This window comes from Pauljensenia sp. UMB1177 (assembly GCF_030217965.1).
GTDB classification, from domain to species: domain Bacteria; phylum Actinomycetota; class Actinomycetes; order Actinomycetales; family Actinomycetaceae; genus Pauljensenia; species Pauljensenia turicensis_A.
In genome coordinates, this window is record NZ_JASOOV010000018.1 from 1 (window position 1) to 320 (window position 320).

General features: G+C 49.1%; 1 protein-coding gene. It reads left to right on the forward strand.

What is annotated here, in order from left to right; genetic code table 11:
• Positions 1-320, forward strand: a 320-nt coding sequence (locus QP442_RS08405; RefSeq protein ID WP_285069779.1) for a YPDG domain-containing protein, incomplete at both ends; no start/stop codon positions are given.

Here is a 320-nt window from a genome sequence, read left to right on the forward strand (position 1 = left end):
GCGTAACCGTAAACCCAGACGGTAGCCTAACCGTTAAGGTTCCAGCAGGTGCCAAAGACGGTGACGTAATTACCGTCCCAGTGAAGGTAACTTACCCAGACAAAACCACAGATACCGTCAACGCTAAAGTGACTGTCAGCGATCAAAGTCAAAAGGTCGAACCTAAGTACAAAGACAAGACAGGCATCCCAGGTGAAGAAGTACCGGTAGAAAAACCAAACTTCACCAACAAAGAGGGAAACCCAACTACCGCGCCAAATGGTACCAAGTACGAACTCGGTAAAGATGCGCCACAAGGCGTGACCGTAAAACCAGATGGC